Consider the following 20,101-nt stretch of genomic DNA (forward strand, 5'->3'; position numbering starts at 1 on the left):
TCATAAAATGAATTCTAGTAAATCATATGATAGATTTTTAGACTTTATTCCTAACTAGAGGTTGTTCAAAAAGTCCGGTAAAAATGACACATCGAATTTCTTCGTTGGTTTGCTTCTCCGCTTCTCACGTATTAACTAGAGGTTCTTCCACTAAAAACGCTCACGTCCTGTAGTCATCACATCCTGTGAAAGGGTGATGCTAAAGGTGAAACCGCCTCGAACTTCTCGGTCCTTTTTATCCTCTTTTTTGAGCACGCACTACTAAAAATATGCTATGAGCTGGATTATTCTCAACTACATCCTTCAGTTTATGTCATAATTGTGTCTCTCATTTAGGGCAACTTTCTTCTTCCAAAAAAAAATCTATTTTCAATCCGCTCTTCTTCCGTTATAATCCATTATGTCTAAAAAAATATTTTTCTCGTATAATAGCAGGAATATGGCCTGCGAGTTTCTACCGGATGACCGTAAATTATCTGACTACGAGTAAGCGTGTATACGGCATGAACTATTTTAAATAGTTTCTAGCTTAAAAAGAACAGCAGCTTACTTTTGTAGTAAGAGGCTGTTCTTTTTTATTGTAGGATTTCTTCTGAAAAATATTGTTTTTAAAACAAGTAGCAAACAATTAATTAAGAAAATGGCCATTTTATAAAAGGAGCGGGTGAAATTACAATGGATTTATTGAAACAAAAAATTGAAAAAGAAGGCATTGTGTTAAGTGAAAATGTTTTGAAGGTCGATTCTTTTATCAATCATCAAATGGATCCAAATTTGATGAAAGCAATTGGTGTGGAATTTGCAGAAAGATTTAAACAGAATCATATTACAAAAATATTAACGATTGAATCGTCTGGAATTGCTCCTGCAATTATGGCTGGACTTGAGTTAAATGTACCTGTAATCTTTGCAAGAAAAAGAAAGTCATTAACTTTAACAGATGATTTATATACATCAACGGTTTATAGCTTTACAAAACAAGAATCGAATCAAATAACTATTTCTAAGCAATTTATTACAGAAGGTGATCATGTTCTTATAATTGATGATTTTTTGGCAAATGGACAGGCAGCGATTGGGCTTTCTGATCTTGTAGAGCAAGCAAAAGCAAAAGTATGTGGGATTGGCATTTTAATAGAAAAGTCATTCCAGCCTGGTGCAGATGACATTATTGCTAAAGGATATCGTTTGGAATCTTTAGCGCGAATTGCTTCCTTACAAGATGGGAAAGTACAATTTGCGAAAGAACGTCAGAGAGAAAACATTTATTCTGGAGGATACTGAAATGAATAACTCGTTGAAAACATGGTCCATTGGTTTACAGCATGTATTAGCGATGTATGCAGGTGCTGTTCTTGTTCCTTTAATTGTAGGCGGAGCATTAAAGCTTAGCTTTGAACAGTTGACCTACTTAGTTTCCATTGATTTATTAACATGCGGTGTTGCAACATTATTGCAGGTTTGGAAAAATAAATTTTTTGGCATCGGTTTGCCAGTTATGCTTGGTTGTACATTTACAGCAGTAGGACCGATGATTGCAATTGGCAGCCAGCATGGGGTATCAGCTATTTATGGAGCAATTATTGTTTCAGGTATTTTTGTTGTACTAATTTCTTCTTTCTTCAGTAAATTGGTGAAATTTTTTCCACCGGTTGTTACTGGTTCAGTGGTGACTATTATAGGTTTGACGTTAATTCCTGTAGCCATTAATGATATGGCTGGAGGACAAGGAAGCGACCATTTTGGAAGCAACAGCAATTTATTATTATCTTTTGGCGTTTTAGCATTTATTCTTTTACTTAATAAATTTGCTACAGGGTTTTTAAAAACGATTTCTATTTTAGTTGGTTTGGTTGCAGGTACAATCGTGGCTGCGTTAATGGGAATGGTTGATTTTTCTCAAGTGGGAGAAGCTTCTTGGTTTCATGGTTTAAAACCTTTTTACTTTGGAACGCCTACATTTGAAATCTCTTCTATTATCACGATGATCTTAGTAGCGATTGTTAGTTTAATTGAGTCAACTGGTGTTTATCTTGCTTTGGGAGATATAACGAAAAGAGAAATTTCGGAAAAAGATTTATCAAAAGGCTATCGAGCAGAGGGACTTGCGATTATATTAGGAGGAATTTTAAACTCCTTCCCGTATACGGCATATTCTCAAAATGTTGGATTGGTTCAATTAACAGGTGTAAAAACGAAGCAAGCGATTTTTGCAGCAGGTTCAATTTTAGTCGTACTAGGATTTTTACCAAAAATAGCAGCGATTACAACATTAATTCCAACAGCTGTATTAGGCGGCGCGTCTATTGCCATGTTTGGCATGGTGGTTGCTTACGGTGTCAAAATGCTTGGACAAGTTGACTTTAATCAACAAGGCAATCTGTTGATTATTGCATGTGCCATTGGGTTAGGCTTAGGAGTAACTGTTGTTCCTGATATTTTTAAAGGACTCCCACAAGGCATCCGCATCTTAACACAAAGCGGAATCGTAGCAGGAAGCGTAACAGCAATTGTGTTAAATATCCTATTTAACATGCTGCCAAACTTCCGTGTTAAATCAGTAAAAGTAGAACAACGAAAAGCAGGATAACTCTCTATTGAAACAGCTCCTTGTTCATTCTTAGAATAAGGAGCTGTTTTCATGTGAAGTGAAAGGATACAATCTATAGGTAAAATAAGTCCCCCAGCAACCTGCAGAAAGCAACGTGAATACCGATTGCGGATTCATTGAGAGTGTAAGAAAGCCTCTTTCAAGGATAGATACCCATGCAAACAAAATTTGCACCATGCACCATGGCATACGAAAAGAAGAAGCATTCAATTTTGTTTACGATCTAAGTTTGAAGCAGAGAGCAGTCAGAATACACGAAGACTCCCGTGGGAATGCGAGAAAGACGAGACCCCGCAGCGCAGCGAGTTATAATGAACGAAACTAGCCCCATACTCGTAATTTCGTAGGTTAATTTGGCAATAATGTTTATGAACTAAAAACAAAAAAACCAAATCAGTGCTACATTACGGAAGGAGCTAGTTCTATTATGAAGGATACCACAAAATTTGTAGGTTTAGACGTATCAAAAGAAAAAATTGCCGTTGCTATTGCAGAAGAAGGTAGAGAAGAACCAAGATATTATGGAATGATTGTTCATACACCTGAAGCGATTAAAAAGTTAATGAAAAAACTAGGAGAGCCAAGTACTTTAAGAGTTTGTTATGAAGCGGGTCCAACGGGATATCCATTATATCGATTACTAACTGCTTTAGGTATTCATTGTGAAGTGATTGCTCCATCTTTAATACCACAAAGACCGGGAGAACGTATTAAAACAGACCGTAGAGACTCTATTCGTCTTGCCCAGTTATATCGTGCAGGAGAATTAACTTCTGTTTATGTTCCGACTCCAGAAGATGAAGCACTTCGAGATCTAGTGCGAGCACGAGAAGATGCGAAAGAAGACGAGCTGAGAACCAAGCATCGTTTAAGTAAGTTTTTATTACGGAATAATATTTATCCACCTGTTGGAGTGAATAAATGGACAAGAAAATATCGAGATTGGCTAGATACGTTAAAGTTTTCCAATTCCAATTTACAATTAGTTTTTCAAGAATATTATCATCAATTAAAGGAGTTGGAACAGCGGGTAAAAAGATTCGAAGAGGAAATGCAAATACAGGCATTGGAAGGAGTTCATGCCCCTATTATTCAAACTTTACAAGGACTAAGAGGCGTTGCACTGGTTACAGCGACAAGTCTTGCGGCGGAAATTGGATCGTTTAAACGTTTCCCAAATCCTAAGCAAATGATGGCTTATGTAGGATTGATTCCAAGTGAATTCTCAAGTGGAGAAAGACGTCGACAAGGAGCTATTACCAAATCAGGAAATCGTCACGTTCGCCGATTGTTAATCGAGTCGGCTTGGAGTTATCTTCGTCAGCCGGCCGTAAAAGGAAATTAAAAAAAACGACTAGAACCTTTATCACCGTCTATTCAAGCAATATCCTGGAAAGCGCAAAATCGTCTGCATAAAAAATATTATCGATTAGTATCTAGAGGAAAAGAAAGTAATAAAGCAATTGTTGCCGTTGCTAGAGAATTAGCTGGCTTTATCTGGGCTATTACGCAAGAAGTAGAAGAAATTCCAAAACATTAATGTTACCAAACGAAAGAAAGTAGAGGAAGAGAAAGAAAAATAGATACATGAGAATAGGGCTCGAAGGCAAAGAGAAATACCGGAAAGGATAACCCACGTGCCTCCTCTGTGCTATATCATTCGTTGATTAACGCACGTCCCGAGTTAGTGGAAAGACCTTTATACGGAAAGATAAAATGTGAAAACCCACGAATATCAGAATGCTAACCGCAGGATGAAATTTTTGCCTTCGTGCCGTGTCCTTACTATCTATTCTAATCAATCAGAAAGGAGGAAGTATAAGTATATCACGATTTCTTCTTTAGCTTAAAAAAGTATCTCCTATCTTAGAATGGCAGTCAAGGAAAGCACTTGACAGCCATTCTAAGATAGGAAGTTCGGTTGGTAAGCTAAAAAAGGAAACTTGTAGCCACTAAGGCTCATCGATACACGAACAGTCAAGAAGCCTAAAATCGCTTCTCTTCTTAAAGTTACCCAAAAATAACCTATCTAGTAGTGGAGAGTGGGAGACTTGACAGTTTCGTTCATATCAGGAGGCTCGACGCTCGCCCACAGGAAAGCGAAGAGTATTCTGACTGCGGAACCTTTTTTCAGGGTTAGACATCCATGTTAATAAAAATTCGCCCATAACGAATTCTTTTCTTTATTCAAATATCATTTGATTATTTATTGTTAGTTTCCCCTAAATTAAGTGAAACTCAAAGTCTAGCCAACAAGTTATCTTCTATACCAGTTCAATCAAGATTTTACCTTTTGTCCATTTTCTTTCACTATTTTTTTACAATATAGATGATTGTCCAAATAATGGGAGCATGCTAAACTATAATAGTCAGAAAATTAAGAAATATGAAACGAGAAGAGACTAGTAAGCATAGTGATCAAAAATTGTAATTAATAAGGAGGATTTGGATGAATACTAATGTAACGGAAGAAACAACTGTGTTGAAAGTAAAAGATCCATCTTTATACAATGAGGATCTCGCACCTGTTCCAAAGGCCAAGCGAAATTGGACATGGCTAAATTACACAACTGTTTGGATGGGAATGGTTCATAACATCGTTGCATATGAGACGGCAGGAAGTTTGCTTGGATTAGGCATGAATGTTTGGCAGGCATTAGGTACAGTTATTTTTGCCAACATTATTCTTATTGTTGCCATGTGGCTCAATAGTTCTTCCGGAGCAAAACTCGGAGTGCCATTTCCTGTTTTAATCCGTGCGTCTTTTGGGTATAAAGGGGCACAATTTCCTATCATCATCCGTGCCTTTGTTGCAGTTTTTTGGTTTGCTGTCCAAGCATATGCTGGGAGCAAAGCAGTCGGCGCTGTACTAGGAGTATTAATACCAGGGTGGAACAGTCTAGCAGATATTCAGTTTATTGGCATGGGTTTAAATGATGCTATAGCGGTAGCTTTATTCTGGATCTTGCATGCAGTTATTATTTCACATGGTATGGAACGAGTAAAATTCTTTGAACTTTGGGCAGGTCCCCTTGTTATTGTTCTTGGCATGGGCCTTGTTATTTGGGCAATTGTTGTGGCGAAAGGATTGGGGCCTTTATTTAATGAACCATCTACCTTATCTGGTGCGGCATTTTGGAAAGTGTTTTGGATTTCTGTTACAGGTCTTGTTGGAACGTGGGCTACACTCATCTTAAACATTCCGGACTTTACGCGATTTGCAAGAAGCCAAAAAGATCAAATGATTGGGCAAGGAATAGGTTTGCCTGGAACAGCTATTATTTTTTCGATTATGAGTATTATTACAACATCTGGTACGATTCTTGCTTTTGGAAGACCAATCTGGAATCCAGTTGAGCTGTTGCAGGCATTTGGAAATCCAATTGTGCTTATTTTAGGGGCATTTTCCTTGCTAATTGCGACACTCTCAGTAAATGTTGCTGCAAATGTTGTATCCTCAGCATATGATTTAGTTAATTTGTTTCCTAAGAAATTAACTTTTGTGAAGGCTGGATTAATATCAATTGTATTAGCGGTGTTTTTTATGCCATGGCTTTGGTTTAATAATGCAGGGACAATCTTCAGTATTCTTGGAGCAATTGGTGGTGCACTAGGACCAGTTGCAGGAATTATGATTGCAGATTACCACATTGTGAAACGGAAGAAGTATGATTTGGCGAGTTTTTATGACAAAAATGGTGAATATGCCTATAAGAAAGGCTATAATCCTAAAGCATTTATTGCATTAATAATTGGATTAGTGGCATCCTTTATCGGATTAATGATTCCTGCACTTAAAGATCTTTACACGTATTCATGGTTTTTAGGAATTGGCTTTGGAGCCATTTCTTACATCGTGCTCATGCAGTCAGCGAAAAAGGAAACAAGCATGGAACTTGAGAATATCTCCTCTTCCACGAATTAAGCTATTTTAGGGAAGAAGCAGTATAAAACAAATAAATAAGCAATTTTTCATTAGAAGGTTGATGTAAACGGGGATATTCCTCTTTTTACATCAACTTTTTTCTTGTACGGAGGACTTCAACAGTTACCTATATTAGAATAGTTTTTACTATTATATTTGTGGAGACACAATCTTTATTTGTCTTTTGTTAATGAAAAAAATCTAACGTAAAATGAAAGCTGTAATTAAAAACTATGTAAGATTATATAGCATATTGCTTTCCTTCGTTTTAAATATCATGTATTATGTAAACTACACGGTACTGATAACAGAATAATCCGAATTTTCCCACCGGAATGGTCCCTTCTATTACCCACTAAAACGATGTTTTTGTGAAGTGAGTTTCTCCCTTTTCACAAAAATAACCTTATTTAACTATCATTTTTTTAGAACATGAAGGAGGTATGACATATTATAAATACTATTACTTTAAACGATACCATTACTTTTGGTGGAAAACATCCTTTTGTATTAATTGCTGGACCTTGTGTTATTGAGGATGAAGCATTAATTATGGAAACTGCTGGACAATTAAAAGAGATTACTGGAAAGTTAGGTATTCCTTTTGTTTTTAAGGCATCTTATGATAAGGCAAATCGCTCTTCTATCCATTCATTTAGAGGACCGGGTTTAGAAGCTGGTTTAGAAATATTAGCAAAAGTCAAAAAGACATTTGAGGTGCCGGTCACTGCTGATATTCATGAACCAAATCAGGCTGCAAAGGCAGCTGAAGTATTGGACATTCTACAAATACCAGCATTCTTATGCAGGCAAACCGATTTATTAGTCGCAGCAGCAGAAACGGGGAAAATTGTGAATGTTAAAAAGGGACAGTTTTTAGCACCGTGGGATATGAAAAATGTGGTAACAAAATTACGAGAATCAGGAAATGAACAAATATTATTAACAGAACGTGGCTCCACATTCGGCTATAATAATTTAGTTGTCGATATGCGATCCCTCATTTCAATGAATGAATTAGGAGCACCGATTGTATTTGATGCTACACATAGTGTACAAATTCCTGGAGGAAACGGCACAACAACAGGTGGAAAACGCGAATTTGTTCCATATTTATCTAGAGCTGCAGCAGCAGTTGGAATCTCCTCAATCTTTATGGAAGTGCACCCGAATCCGGATGAAGCAATGTCTGATGGACCAAATATGGTAAAGCTAGACGAGTTGGAGGAAGTTTTAAAACCAATCCAAGAGATTGACCGGTTAATTAAAAATCTGTAACAATAGGAGTGATTTGAATGCAAAATATTAATTTGCCTAGACTCAATTATACAGATACATTTGCCACGGTTTTAGAAAAAGAGGCGCAAGCAATTCTGGATTTACGCCATGTTCTTGATTCGTCTATAGAGGAAGCTATTGAATTGATCTTGTCGTGCAAGGGAAAAGTAGTGGTCACTGGAATTGGAAAATCGGGAATAATTGCAAGAAAAATTAAGTCCACTCTATCAAGTACAGGAACGCCTTCTTGCTTTTTACATCCTTCTGAAGGATTGCATGGTGATCTTGGAATGATTACGGCTGATGATGTTGTTCTTGCCATTTCTAATAGTGGTGAAAGTGAAGAAGTGTTAAGCTTGCTTCCGTCCATTCAAACAATCGGTGCAAAATTAATAGCCATTTCAAAAAATACATTTTCAACATTAGCGATGAAAGCTGATATTGTCCTGTTTCTCGGTGAATTTGAAGAGGCATGTCCTTTAGGATTAGCACCAACAACAAGTACTACAGTAACCTTAGCGCTAGGAGATGCTTTAGCGATTGCTCTTCTCGAAGCAAGAAAGTTTCGACCAGAAGATTTTGCGTTATTTCACCCAAGTGGATCTTTAGGCAGAAAACTATTGTTGAGAGTAGATGATGTTATTTCGGATACGCGAAAAAATCCAATAGTACGTCAAGGAGATAAGGGGAAAGATGCCTTGTTTGTTATGACAGATCAAGGACTAGGAGCAGCATCCATTGTGGATGATGAAAATCGATTAGTAGGGGTTTTATCAGATGGTGACATCCGTCGGGCTTTTGCTCTTTCTGTAGATGCGTTAAATGAAAAAGTTGAAAGCCTCGCCCCGGATATTCCTATTGTAGTAGAAGAAGGAACATTAGCAGTGGAAGCATTGCAGTTAATGGAGAATAAAAAAATAACCGTTCTGCCAATTGTAAATGAACATAATGCTCCTGTGGGTATGCTTCATTTGCATGATTTAATGAATTTAGGATTATAGAGGTATATATGTCAAAAATAAAACTTATTGTGTTAGATGTTGATGGAGTTTTAACAGATGGCCGGCTTTTTATCGGTTCAGATGGTGTGGAATATAAAGCTTTTCATACGCAAGATGGCATGGGAATCAGCTTAGCGCATCAAGCTGGAATAAAAACGGCTATAATAACGGGTAGAAAATCAATGGCTGTCATAAAAAGAGCAGAAGAACTAAAGATTGATTTTATATATGAAGGGATTGTAGATAAATTAACTGTATTGCAAGAACTAATCGATCAAATAGGAATAGATATTGAGGAAGTATGTTACATGGGGGACGACCTCAATGATATTCCTGTTTTAACAGAAGTTGGATTTCCCTGCGCACCAAATAACGCCATTGATTATGTGAAAAAACAGGTAAAGCTGGTAACAAAAACGAGCGGCGGATATGGAGCGGTTCGGGAGATGATCGATTTCCTTCTAAAACAGCAGTTTGATGATGAACAGATCTTGGAGCTGTTTTTAAAAAGAAAATCAGAAGTTACACAATGATGTACGATGTAATGAATAGAATCATAGGGAAAGCTAGGAGCAAATGTCTCCTAGCTTTTCTTTTTTTTAAGGTAAGAAAGTAACTTAATAGAGAGGGGTTACTCTATCTTGCTATCAATAACAGTAGTATCAGCATTTGGGCCAAACCAATCGTTTAATTTTTCTTTTGCCTTTGTTTTTATATCGTCATCTATATACATAGCTACTTGTATTAAGGCAATTCCTAAGGCGCCTAAATCATCTGTGTAGCCAATTCCTACGGCGAAATCGGGAATTAAATCAAGCGGAAGGATAAAATATCCTAGAGCTCCTATTATTGTTGCTTTTGTTTTGGCGGGTACTTCTGGCTTTTTTAAAGTGTAAAATAGAAGCAGTACAGCGTAAACAACAGAGGATCCAGCTTTTTTGCCGAATTTTTTTAATTTATCCCATAATTTATCTTCTGCATAATATTTTTCTGCGTTTTCTATTTCTTTTGGAGGCTTTTCCATTGTTGAAAACTCCTTTCTATACTAGTTATCTCTATTTTAACAAATGAGATGGAAAGATGATAAAGTAAAGGGTTGGAAAATAGAAGGATACTCTGAAAAAGGGTAATGTACACGCTCAATTAGTCCGCAGGTGGAATACACTTCTCATCTACGAGCCTCCTAGCTGCGCTGCGGGTTCTCGTCTTTCTCACACTCCCTCGTGTATTTCATCTGCACTCTGCTTCAAACTTTGGCCATAAAATGAAATAGAAAGCTGCTTCTTCTCATATGCCATGGTGTAAATTTTTTTGCATAGGTGGCTACCATGAAAATAGGTGCGGTTGCTTTTTAGATTGTTTTTTTATAGCAATGTCATGGCTTTTTCTTTTCAAACAGGCATGATTGTTTAACTTGACATTTGTTTAAAATCTTTAGGATTTAGATGAGATGAATTCTATCTAATTGAGAAAGAACGTCATTGGAAGATAAATACATGATATAATGAATGTAAATGTAAATGGAAATGAAAATGAAAATGGAAATGAATAGTAGCTGAAGGGGTTAGCGTTAGCTTTAATCACTTTAACGGAAAGTAAAAGAATAAGCATAGAAGTGGGGGGAAAGGGATGGTAGGTAAAGGGTATGATGACATTTACAGCTTTAGAAATAAAAATATTCTTGAATTGAATCATAAGATTGAAAACGAATTAAACACTATTCAGATAGATATTTTTGAATATGCAATCGACCATTATGAGCTGGAAATCGAAGAGTATTTAGAAAAATGTTATAGAAATTTAGCCTTAACACCGGAACTTAAGGATATGCTTCACTTTTTTACAACTACGTGGCTTGTTACTTGTGTAGAAATTGAAGGAAATACGATTATAGCGGAATATATTGACCGATATAGTGGTTCTTATAAAGGAAAACGTATTAAATCTTTGCTTCAAGATTGGAAAGAAGCGCAATCATCTGTATCCATTATTCAAGATTATCAAGATCAATATGTTACGGTAAAGGATATTCTTACGAAGGAAACCTATAAAATAAAACTCTTTGATGAAGAGGCAACCGTTCAACCAGGGGGTATCTTATTAGGTACTATTCTTCCTGCTGGTGAAACAGCATTATTTTTTACCACATATGTTGAAATGCCAGCAAATATAAGCGATAGTTTAGCTAACGCTGTCTTAACTTTATATGAAAATAGTCAGGAGCAAGATAAGCATACATTTATTAGTAAGAATTATCCAGAAGTGCTTGCTCTTTTTTTCTTTGGACCATCCGATGTATCTGTTGAAGGGTTGGATTGGAATAATACGAAGCAAAAAGAGGTTGCATTGCTGTTTATTGATTTTATGATGGAGTTTGATGGAGATGCAGCTGTTACCGATATGGGGGTTCATCTGTGGTTTTTATATTGTCAGCAGAAAAACCCTTCTATAAAAAAACCGATGATTTATGTAGCGGCGCTTGTTTATTTAATTAATCATCATCTATCCACAGCAGAGATTATTACGCAAAAAGAATTGGCATTAGAATTTGGCGTTTCCAAAAGTAGTATTTCATCTAAAGTGACGGAATTAGAAAATATTCTCCTACAGGAATTGAAAGCAATGCATAGTACCGTTACGGCAAATGAAGGAGAGTTTTTAGAGGAGCGTTATGATTTCATCTCAGAAGCTGTTTGGGAGGAAGAGTTAGAAGAAGGGCTTCTAGATAGGAAAGACTATTTTCCCGATAACAAGAATAAGGTTATTCCATTAAAGTTAGTATCCAAGCATTTTGATAAAAGATAATCTAATGGAGCGGCTGAGACATAACTAAATAGATAATAGGTAAAGACGAACATTCTCTAATGTAGCACGTAAATCGTTACTACCCTATACTGGTTAGTTATGTTTTTTTAATAGAGTTAACTTAAACTTCGCAGTTATAAATTCCTCTTCATGTATTAGCATAACTTGGTTTAGAGTAATTAGAAAAGGGTGATTGATTAATCTTGCAAACATTCCTTATAAATAGGGGCAAGATTCTCGTTTCAGGATGCTCGCTTTCCGTGGGGCGTGCGATGAGCCTCCTCGGCGCAAGCGCCTGCGGGGTCTCATCTAACCCGCTAATCCCACAGGAGTCTCGCACCTTACACTCCAATCAAGCCGTTTTGATTCATTAGTTGCTGTCGTTGAACTGGTGAAAACATCCATCTGATAGAAATAGACTAAAAGCGACACATTTTGGGAGTACAACGTTGAATAATAAACATAAAAAATCAACGCTACTAGTGTTTAGTCACCATACCTTGCAATGAAATTCGAAGACAAGAACTTATTCTAAAACAGGTTGCTTGTAACGGAGGGTGCGAAGACTCCTGCGGGAAATGTGGGAAGGCTAAAGACCCCGCAAGGCAACGCCGAGGAGGCTCAGATCCCACCCCGCGGAAAGCGAAGCAACCCGTAGTGGAAAGCAACCCCCACAATAAAAAACAAGCTTCCCATTTTATTGTTAAACCGAGTAACATCAAGACTTGCAAACGAATTTGATGGTGCGAAGTTTGAGTAGTTAAGTATAAAAACTATGTTGTTCCATTACGCTACAAACACTCGCTTTCCGCTGGGAAGAAGCTGAGACCTTGCAGGCAAGGGCCGAAGCGGCTAAAGCCGAGCCCCATGGAAAGCGAAGTGTATGCAGGCTGCGGGTGATTACTACAAACTTTCTTTTTTACATGAATAAAAAACCAAAACCATGATACGAAATATTTTTTACATCTTCGTATCATGGTTTGGGTTTTTTTTTTGGCTGGGATACTTATGTCCCAGCTTCTTTTTAAATGTCCGGTAAAAAGGACAAGTTGAATCTCTTCGTTGGCTTAATTTTTGCTTCTTAGTTCTAACTGAGGATTTTCAACATTGCTCGCGTCCTGTGAGCAATGTTGAAACCACCTAGGAAAAAGCGCATAAAATTCTGAAGCTAGATGAGCGTCTAGCTTCAGAAATAAGGCTTGTTCTTTCTGAGAGATTATTTTTAGTTAAATGCGTATTCATCGTATTCTTGTGTAAACTTATTTCCTAAATGATCGGTATAGTTAAGCACATAATGGTAATTCTCAGTAAGAGATGGTTTTTCGTAATAGTAAGTAAATAATCCTTGTATTAGCTGAAATGTTTGGCTGTTGATTAGATTATTTTCTTGATTATACACATTCCATACTAATGACATATTACCAGTTGTTGTGATAGCAAGATTAATTCCTTTTGTATAAGATTTTTCCTCATTACTTGGCACCTTTGATAATTGCTCTTGTTGAAGCCAGGCTGGTTTTTCAGTAGTCATTTTTCCTTTGAAACTTTGTTTATTTCCATCTGTTTCTGCTATTATTTCATAGCTGAATTGGTCGTCCATGCCCCAATAGCCCTCTTCATCTTTTCCGTTCCATTGAAAATGATTAATACCGGATTTCACTGGTGCTTGCTTTTGGATATTTTTAATCAGGTTGCCATATGTATCATAGATAATGATGGTCACCTTAGCGTTTTGGGAAATATGATAATATACTTCGGCCGCTTGTTCTGCTTCATAATTAGAATTATATTGAACCTCATCTGGTGCCTCTAATTGGAAAGAAGGGATTAATTTTGCTGTTTTTGATATGCTTTGTTGATAGGGATCTATTAAGGTAACCATTATTTCATACGACCCATCTTCTAATATGTTCCCGTTATTATCTTTGCCATCCCAGGACAACGATTGATTTCCCGCTTCTGTCTCTTTTTCAAGTGTTTTGACAGTTGTCTTTTCTTTTCTTATCTCCATTCGTACGATTCCGTGTTTTGAAGTGGTAAATGGAATCGAATGTTCCACGGCTGTTTTATCATAATTTACATCATCCACTGTCAACGATGGTTTTTGCCAATCTTGTACATAAAAAGCAGTGCTGTTTTTGCTTGTAGTATTCCCTGCCTTATCTTTTATTTCATAATAATAATAGTAGTTTCCTTCCTGAACAAAAGCCTTTTTATCATTTTTTCCATTCCAGTTAAATGCTGTTTTTCCTGCTTTGACCTTTTTATTGTGGACTAACCTTTTTATTTTGTTTCCGTTATCCGTGCGAATAAAAGCTGTCACAGTAGAGTCCTCTGATAATTCGAGCGTTGAACTTATTTGTTTTTTTCCATTCATTTGCAAAATGGAAGAGGAGTTTTTCTCTTTAACAGACGCTGCCTTTGTATCCACGACCATTTTAGCGTATGCTGCTTTACTCTTGCTGTCTGAGAGAGAGAGTACTAACTGATAGGTACCGTCTTTTACCACTCTTTTCCCTTTATCAGTACCATCCCAGGATAAAGAATAGTTTCCAGCAGTAAATAGTTTTTTTGATAAAAGGATCTTGCTTTCTTTTCCTTGGCTATTTATTATTTTTGCATCTATTTTTGCCTTTTTTGTTAATTGAAAGGAAACGGTTCCTTTCTGCTTTCTTGTCGGTGAAAAATGGACAGTGGAGCTGCCCTGCATCGTTATTTTTGGTGTGTTTTCATGAGTGACTGTTATTGTTTTTGAAGTTGTAACGATTTCCTTGTTATTCTTGGCTTTTACGACCACCTTATATTTCCCCGCGGGAACCATTTGATTTTGATCATCTGTACCGTCCCAAGTTCCCTCAAGGTTGCCGCCTTTCCATTTTTTAAAGGAGCTAATTTTTTTTATTGTTTTTTTATTTGTATTTTCTATCGTTAATGCAACATTACTTCCTTTATAAACAGAAATAGACATTTTGGTTTTATTTTGCCCATTTATTTTGAAGGAAGGAGAGCTGACAGTTATTTTGCTTAGAGGAACAGGAGTATTAAGTAATGCTTTTTCTGCATCGATTCGACCATAGCCGAATCGTTCATCCCATCCTTTTACTCCAAGATCTTTTGAAGTAGAAACTAATAGCTGCTTTACCTCTTCAGGTGTCAATAGTGGGTTTTTCGATAGAATCAATGCTGCAACTCCAGATACGACGGGTGCTGCCATGGAGGTTCCACTCATTGATTGGTAGCTGTTTGTGGGGACAGTAGAATAAATGGCATCTCCTGGTGCTGAAATATCAACAGAAGCTCCATAATTTGAATAGCTTGTCAGCCTGTCCTTTTCATCAGTAGCTGTCACGGAAATAACCGAATTATACGCAGCAGGATAATTAGCTGAAGTATTGCCTTCATTTCCAGCTGCTGCAACTAACACAACCCCTTTCTCTGTCGCATAATCAATAGCATACTCTTCTACATATGTATAATCTAGGCTGTTATAACTCATATTGATAATATTTGCTCCATGATCAACAGCATACATAATACCAACCGATTCATCATAGGAATCTGCTCCATCTTTTGTGAAAATATCAATTGGCATAATTTGGACTTTGGGTGCGATACCGACAGTTCCTTTATTATCGTTTGCTGCGGCAATAATTCCTGCTACATGTGTTCCATGAGAATCAGCAGTAATGGTTTTACTGTCAGTAACAGCATTATAAGGCGAAACAATCCTCCCTTTGAATTCGGGATGGTCTGTTTGCATGCCTCCATCTATTACTGCAACTGTAATTTTAGGGGATCCGCTTGTTGTATCCCATGCTTTTTCGCTATTCACTTTGTTTAAGTACCATTGTTTCTTATAGGCTGAATCTTTTGGAATATAAGCTGATTTTACTTGGTAATTGGGCTCTACAAACTCAATAGTGTCCTTTTTTAATAATTGATCAGCTACTTTTTTTAGTGTTTGTTGAGGGGATACTTTTACTAAAGATAAGCCTTTATAAAAAGATTGCTCCTTCAAGTGAGCGGAAGATAAAAGAGATAATCTTTCGTCTTCTGTCATGCCTGTTTTAAATTTTATTATTAATTCTTGTTCGTTAAACCTTTTGTTTGAATCAAAGCGTTCTGCAGTATTAAACGTAGACAGCTTGCTTTTTCCCTGTATTTCTTCTGCCAAACTATTCGATGCAAAAGGAAATAAGAAGAGAATCAACAATATAGCCATTTTTTTCATGTGCATTCTTCTCCTATGATATCTATTAAGTTTATAGATTAGTATAAAGTAGATTTTACCATACTTGGTTGAAGAGCATAAATCAAAGGATTGAAATAAATAGATATCAGTTAATTGAAGCAAAGTATATTCCAGGCTTAACAAGCAATAAGCCTCGGAAAACCCAACGCATATCCTCGCTCTTCATTCTATTTTCAATATATTGAAGTTTAGCTTGATGACATTAGGGAGGACTCCCATCTAGTGAATGATGTGAAGTCAAGGAAGCTAGGTGAAACTGCCCGTAGAGATTTACTTTATTTGGTAGAATATAGAAAGGAAGAGGAGGAAGGGTTTCTTTTTCTTGGTGCTTTCGTTTAATATTCCTCTTTTTTACTAATACTAGTACATGTAGAAAATAGAGGAGAGAGGTAAAATTATATGAAATTATTAAGCATTTTTATTGCAGTATTGTCAGGTTCCTTATTGCTTGTTGTCACAGTAGATCTACTGGGAGGCATTAGTCTGTCAGAATCAATTGGCAATCTTATCAATCCTTTCAAAGTTATGCATGCAGGAGAATATGTTGTATTAGCTGGACTTGTTATTATTGTGGCTGGACAGCAAATACTAATGATTAGGAAAGCGAAAACAAATAAAACAAAAGGAAACTAGTTTCCTTTTTTCATGAATCTTGTTTGAATAAAAGAGATTATGGCCATCAGTATAGGAATGATTAGAAGTAAAGGCAAATGCATAATATAAAGCATTTCTTGTCCTTCTTTTAGATGCTCTTGAAAATTTGCTGCCATAGTCAGGGATATATAGATAACAACAACCCCAATCGGGAATAAAATACGATGATGGCTGCTAAGGTTGAATAAATCTGTTATCCCCATAACCGCAGCATATATAAAAATGGATACTTTAAAAAATACAGTGATTAGCAAAGTGAACACGATAATGGCATCTAGTCTTTGCACAAAATCTAACAGATTAATTTTTCCTACTGTTGTAAGAGTAGGAAAAGTAGCTTGTTCTGTTACATCTACTCCAAGAATAATAATATTTAAACTTACGGTCCAGCTTAAAATGATGCCACTTAAGATCATGGCAGAAAGCCAGACCTTTTTTACATATTTAATTTTGTTTAAAAAGGGGAGCAGCATGGTAAATACAATCATTTCTCCAAAAGGTAAAGGAATAATTTTGGGTATAGTTGTGCAAATGGGTTTCCACCCTTGTTCAAGAATTGGAAGCAGATTATGAAATTCTAAATTTCCAGAAATTAAAATAAAGAAGTTTCCTGCTGCACCAAACAAAATTAAGATGACAATACATACTTCGGAAGTTCTAGCTAACACTTCAATTCCTAAATAAAGTACATAGCAGATGGCGAGCACCAATGGAGTAATTATAGCTATTGATGGTGTTTCTCTTAAAGTAGATGAAGCCAGTAAATCATTAATATCACGGATATTACGAGCAGCAATATTGAGAAAGTACAAGATATATATATAACCAATAACCATGCCTAAGTGCTTGCCGAAAATTTTCTGTATATAGGATGTAAGAGGAAGACTTGGATACTGACGAAATAAAAAGTAATAAATAGTAAATAAGATAACCCCTCCACCCATGGATAAAAGGATAGCAATCCAAGCATCTTTTCTAGCTGTTAGACCGTAGCTGATAACCAAAGCCGTACCCATATCAAAAATAACCATCATTGCAAATAGTTGAATGACACTGATTTTAGCCTTTTCCATTTTTCATTAATCCTTCCTATCATATAGACGATTTTTTTCCTCTTATCTAGAACATGATGAACCCACACTGAGAACAAAAGAACTTTTTTCTTTGCGAGAATTTAGTGCATATGTTTAGCTTTTTTCTTGAACTTGTTTCGAATAAAAGAAAAGATTAGCATAATAAATGGCAGAAGCATCAGCAGCGGTAGATGTATGTAATAGGATATATCTCTGCCTTCATTTATATGTTCTTGGAAATTAGATGCTGTTATAAAGGATACATAAATGACAATGGTACCAATCGGAAACAGAATGCGATGATGGCTTGTTAAATGAAATAAATCTACTATTCCCATAACCCCGGCATATATAAAGATTGCTGCTTTAAAAAATACCGTAATCAATAAAGTAAATACGATAATGGCATCCAATCTTTGCACAAAATCCAACAGATTGATTTTGCCGACAGTCGCTAATGTCGGAAATGTTGCTCGTTCTGTTACATCCACTCCTAGTACAGCAATATTTAAACTGACGGTCCAACTTAAAATGAACCCACTGAAGATTACGGCAGAAAGCCACACTTTTTTCACATATTTCGCCTTGTTTAAAAAGGGAAGAATCATTGTAAATACCATCATTTCGCCAAAAGGAAATTCAGTAGTATAAGGAACAGCGGTATTTAAAATAGGTCTCCAGCCATTTTCAAGAATAGGAAGCAAATGGTGAAATTCCACATTGCCTGAAACTAATACAAACAAATTTCCTGCCACCCCAAAAAAACCTAAAATAACAATAAATACTTCGGAAGTTCTAGCTAACACCTCTATTCCTAAAAAAAGGACATAACAAATGGAAAGCACCAATGGGATAATAATGGCTATTGATGGTGTTTCCCTTAAAGCAGATGCAACCAGCAAGTCACTGATATCACGAATATTACGGGAGGCAATATACAGAAAGTAAACGATATATATATAACCAATAAAGGAGCCTAAAAGTTTGCCGAAAATTTTCCGTGTATAAGCTGTAAGAGGGAGACTAGGATACTGACGAAATAAGAAGTAGTAAATAAAAAATAAGATAATGCCGCAAGTCATCGATAAAAGGATAGCAAGCCAAGCATCTTTTCGTGCCGATATTCCATAGCTGATCACCAAAGCAGTTCCCATTTCAAATATAAGCATCATGGAGAATAATTGAATAACACTAAGTTTAGCCTTTTCCATCGTTTATAAAATTACTCCTGTCTAAAGGGATATAGGATTATTCATTAATCGGGTAATGAGTGTTTCATTAAGAGATGAATTTCTTTTTAAACGTTTTTCGAATAAAGGAAACAAGTAACATAACCAATGGAACTATCATTATCATAGTTACATGAAAATAAGGGGATATAATCTCTCGCTCTTTGAAATGTTCTTGGAAATTAGCGGATATGACCATTGATAAATAGATGACAATCATTCCAATTGGAAACGTAATCCGATAATGGTTTTTCAATTTAAATAAATCTACTATTCCCAACAAGGAAACATAAATATAAATAGATGCTTTAAAAAAAACCGTAATTAATAAAGTAAATACGATGATAGTATCTAATCTCTGCACAAAATCAAGCAAATTGATCGTTCCTACTGTTGTAAGGGTAGGGAAAGAGGCACGTTCTGTTGCATTAACCCCAAGAACGGCAATATTTAAACTCACGGTCCAACTTAAAATAACACCACTTGCCACTATGGCAGAAAGCCATACTTTTTTCACATATTTAGCTTGATTTAAATAGGGAAGAATCATCGTAAAAACAATCATTTCCCCAAAAGGAAAAACTATGGTATAAGGGAAAAAGGTTTTTAAAATGGGTTTCCATCCGTTTTCTAATAAAGGAAGGAGGTTATGAACCTCCACATTGCCAGAAATCAAAACCAAAAAATTTCCTGCTAATCCAAAGAAGCATAAAATAACAATAAATATTTCTGATGTTCTGCTTAGCACTTCAATTCCTAAATAAATCACATAGCATATCACAAGAACTAAAGGAATGATGATGGCAATTAAAGGAGTCTCTCTTAAAGTAGAAGAGACAAGTAAATCACCAAATTCACGAATGTTTCTAGAGGCGATATGCAAAAAGTAAATAATGTATAAAAAACCAATGAAGGAACCTGCGTATTTTCCCAAAATTTTTCTTGCATAGCCTGTGAGGGGAAGTGTTGGATATTGGCGGTATAATAAATAATAAACTATAAATAAGATACCCCCTCCTCCCATAGATAAAAGAATGGCAATCCATGCATCTTTTCTTGCTGAAATTCCATAGCTAACAACCAAAGCAGTTCCCATATCAAATATAAACATCATTGAGAATAATTGAATAACGCTTATTTTAAATTTCTCCACATTTAGATAATCCTCCGTTTTTCTTGAAAGATAAGAAAGTTTAAGTTTTCTGCAGTCTGATAAGTGTCTAGCTTCGCCGTACAGAATGTACAAGTGTCGGCGAAGACAATAAGGTTCGCA

General features: G+C 36.1%; 14 protein-coding genes and 1 riboswitch. Of the genes, 9 read left to right on the forward strand and 5 right to left on the reverse strand.

The features are described from left to right. Positions 1-401 precede the first annotated feature (401 nt). Positions 402-503, forward strand: a riboswitch (purine riboswitch). 172 nt (positions 504-675) lie between these two features. From AC5LWL_RS04325 to AC5LWL_RS04355, 7 genes are all read left to right on the forward strand, one after another. Next, a complete protein-coding gene (locus AC5LWL_RS04325) occupies positions 676-1,284 on the forward strand; it encodes a xanthine phosphoribosyltransferase (RefSeq protein ID WP_493433171.1) in 609 nt (202 codons plus the stop codon). 1 nt (position 1,285) lies between these two features. Next, positions 1,286-2,590: a nucleobase:cation symporter-2 family protein gene (locus AC5LWL_RS04330; RefSeq protein WP_493433172.1), complete on the forward strand. Its 1,305-nt coding sequence runs from the start codon at positions 1,286-1,288 to the stop codon at positions 2,588-2,590. A gap of 448 nt (positions 2,591-3,038) precedes the next feature. Continuing rightward, positions 3,039-3,956: an IS110 family RNA-guided transposase gene (locus tag AC5LWL_RS04335; RefSeq protein WP_493433173.1), complete on the forward strand. Its 918-nt coding sequence runs from the start codon at positions 3,039-3,041 to the stop codon at positions 3,954-3,956. Positions 3,957-5,060: 1,104 nt separating this feature from the next. Continuing rightward, positions 5,061-6,536, forward strand: a complete 1,476-nt coding sequence (locus AC5LWL_RS04340; RefSeq protein ID WP_493433174.1) for an NCS1 family nucleobase:cation symporter-1 — start codon at positions 5,061-5,063, stop codon at positions 6,534-6,536. Between the two features lie 453 nt (positions 6,537-6,989). Next, positions 6,990-7,814 carry a 3-deoxy-8-phosphooctulonate synthase gene (gene kdsA / locus AC5LWL_RS04345; RefSeq protein WP_493436540.1) on the forward strand — a complete coding sequence of 275 codons (825 nt, stop codon included), beginning with the start codon at positions 6,990-6,992 and terminating at the stop codon, positions 7,812-7,814. Positions 7,815-7,831: 17 nt separating this feature from the next. Then, positions 7,832-8,815: a KpsF/GutQ family sugar-phosphate isomerase gene (locus AC5LWL_RS04350; protein WP_493433175.1), complete on the forward strand. Its 984-nt coding sequence runs from the start codon at positions 7,832-7,834 to the stop codon at positions 8,813-8,815. An 8-nt stretch (positions 8,816-8,823) separates the two neighbouring features. Then, positions 8,824-9,348, forward strand: coding sequence for a KdsC family phosphatase (locus tag AC5LWL_RS04355; RefSeq protein WP_493433176.1), 525 nt, complete (start codon positions 8,824-8,826; stop codon positions 9,346-9,348). Positions 9,349-9,446: 98 nt separating this feature from the next. Here the strand turns inward: AC5LWL_RS04355 and AC5LWL_RS04360 are convergent, their stop codons facing one another. Next, complete coding sequence (locus AC5LWL_RS04360; protein WP_493433177.1) at positions 9,447-9,839, reverse strand: YkvA family protein; 393 nt, start codon at positions 9,837-9,839, stop codon at positions 9,447-9,449. A 605-nt stretch (positions 9,840-10,444) separates the two neighbouring features. On the opposite strand from AC5LWL_RS04360, the gene AC5LWL_RS04365 reads away from it, so the two are divergent. After that, the gene (locus AC5LWL_RS04365; protein WP_493433178.1) at positions 10,445-11,620 is read left to right on the forward strand and encodes a hypothetical protein; all 1,176 of its coding nucleotides are present in this window, start codon (positions 10,445-10,447) and stop codon (positions 11,618-11,620) included. Positions 11,621-12,842: 1,222 nt separating this feature from the next. Here AC5LWL_RS04365 and AC5LWL_RS04370 read toward each other — a convergent pair. Continuing rightward, positions 12,843-15,851: a S8 family serine peptidase gene (locus tag AC5LWL_RS04370; RefSeq protein WP_493433179.1), complete on the reverse strand. Its 3,009-nt coding sequence runs from the start codon at positions 15,849-15,851 to the stop codon at positions 12,843-12,845. A gap of 420 nt (positions 15,852-16,271) precedes the next feature. On the opposite strand from AC5LWL_RS04370, the gene AC5LWL_RS04375 reads away from it, so the two are divergent. Then, positions 16,272-16,505 (forward strand): YczF family membrane protein, encoded by a 234-nt coding sequence (locus tag AC5LWL_RS04375; protein WP_493433180.1) that lies wholly within the window; start codon positions 16,272-16,274, stop codon positions 16,503-16,505. Here AC5LWL_RS04375 and AC5LWL_RS04380 read toward each other — a convergent pair. From AC5LWL_RS04380 to AC5LWL_RS04390, 3 genes are all read right to left on the reverse strand, one after another. Continuing rightward, positions 16,502-17,599, reverse strand: coding sequence for a GerAB/ArcD/ProY family transporter (locus tag AC5LWL_RS04380; RefSeq protein WP_493433181.1), 1,098 nt, complete (start codon positions 17,597-17,599; stop codon positions 16,502-16,504). The genes AC5LWL_RS04375 and AC5LWL_RS04380 overlap by 4 nt on opposite strands. A gap of 101 nt (positions 17,600-17,700) precedes the next feature. Then, on the reverse strand, positions 17,701-18,810 hold the full coding sequence (locus AC5LWL_RS04385; protein WP_493433182.1) for a GerAB/ArcD/ProY family transporter: 1,110 nt from the start codon (positions 18,808-18,810) through the stop codon (positions 17,701-17,703). Between the two features lie 67 nt (positions 18,811-18,877). Beyond that, positions 18,878-19,981, reverse strand: a complete 1,104-nt coding sequence (locus AC5LWL_RS04390; protein ID WP_493433183.1) for a GerAB/ArcD/ProY family transporter — start codon at positions 19,979-19,981, stop codon at positions 18,878-18,880. Between the last annotated feature and the right edge of the window lie 120 nt (positions 19,982-20,101).

The sequence above is a fragment of the Niallia sp. WK069_GA_01 genome (assembly GCF_983173855.1).

Coding starts and splice junctions, on each gene's coding strand:
- AC5LWL_RS04325 (WP_493433171.1), top strand. CDS start 676: ATGGATTTATTGAAACAAAAAATTGAAAAAGAAGGCATTGTGTTAAGT.
- AC5LWL_RS04330 (WP_493433172.1), top strand. CDS start 1,286: ATGAATAACTCGTTGAAAACATGGTCCATTGGTTTACAGCATGTATTA.
- AC5LWL_RS04335 (WP_493433173.1), top strand. CDS start 3,039: ATGAAGGATACCACAAAATTTGTAGGTTTAGACGTATCAAAAGAAAAA.
- AC5LWL_RS04340 (WP_493433174.1), top strand. CDS start 5,061: ATGAATACTAATGTAACGGAAGAAACAACTGTGTTGAAAGTAAAAGAT.
- AC5LWL_RS04350 (WP_493433175.1), top strand. CDS start 7,832: ATGCAAAATATTAATTTGCCTAGACTCAATTATACAGATACATTTGCC.
- AC5LWL_RS04355 (WP_493433176.1), top strand. CDS start 8,824: ATGTCAAAAATAAAACTTATTGTGTTAGATGTTGATGGAGTTTTAACA.
- AC5LWL_RS04360 (WP_493433177.1), bottom strand. CDS start 9,839: ATGGAAAAGCCTCCAAAAGAAATAGAAAACGCAGAAAAATATTATGCA.
- AC5LWL_RS04365 (WP_493433178.1), top strand. CDS start 10,445: ATGGTAGGTAAAGGGTATGATGACATTTACAGCTTTAGAAATAAAAAT.
- AC5LWL_RS04370 (WP_493433179.1), bottom strand. CDS start 15,851: ATGAAAAAAATGGCTATATTGTTGATTCTCTTCTTATTTCCTTTTGCA.
- AC5LWL_RS04375 (WP_493433180.1), top strand. CDS start 16,272: ATGAAATTATTAAGCATTTTTATTGCAGTATTGTCAGGTTCCTTATTG.
- AC5LWL_RS04380 (WP_493433181.1), bottom strand. CDS start 17,599: ATGGAAAAGGCTAAAATCAGTGTCATTCAACTATTTGCAATGATGGTT.
- AC5LWL_RS04385 (WP_493433182.1), bottom strand. CDS start 18,810: ATGGAAAAGGCTAAACTTAGTGTTATTCAATTATTCTCCATGATGCTT.